A 314-nucleotide genomic window follows, 5' to 3' on the forward strand; every position below is an offset into this window, starting at 1 on the left:
CTTGATCTGGTCCACCGCCGAGGCGATCGCATGGTTGGCCGAGGCACATGCGGAGGTCACCCCGAAGACCGGCCCGCGCAAGCCGAGGCTCAAGCTAAGATGGACGGAAGCGGCGCTGGGCATCACCTTTACTCCAGTGAAGAGTTCAGCACGGATTGCGCTACCCAAAAGCAGTGAGCGGTAAGTTTGTTCTGTTGCGTATGAACCGGTAAATCCGACGCCCACTGTCGCGCCGAAGCGATGGGCATTCCCCTCGTCCCAGGAAAGTCCGGCCTGCCGCATGGCTTCGCGCGCTGCAAGCACGGCGAGCAAGC

1 protein-coding gene is annotated in these 314 nt (G+C 62.1%); it reads right to left on the reverse strand.

Going from position 1 to position 314, the window contains the following annotated elements; genetic code table 11:
- The coding region (locus EOB80_RS34365; protein ID WP_281058168.1) for a beta-ketoacyl synthase N-terminal-like domain-containing protein at positions 1-314 on the reverse strand (314 nt) is incomplete at both ends.

The organism is Mesorhizobium sp. M7A.F.Ca.MR.245.00.0.0, from assembly GCF_003997415.1.
Classification (GTDB): Bacteria; Pseudomonadota; Alphaproteobacteria; order Rhizobiales; family Rhizobiaceae; genus Mesorhizobium.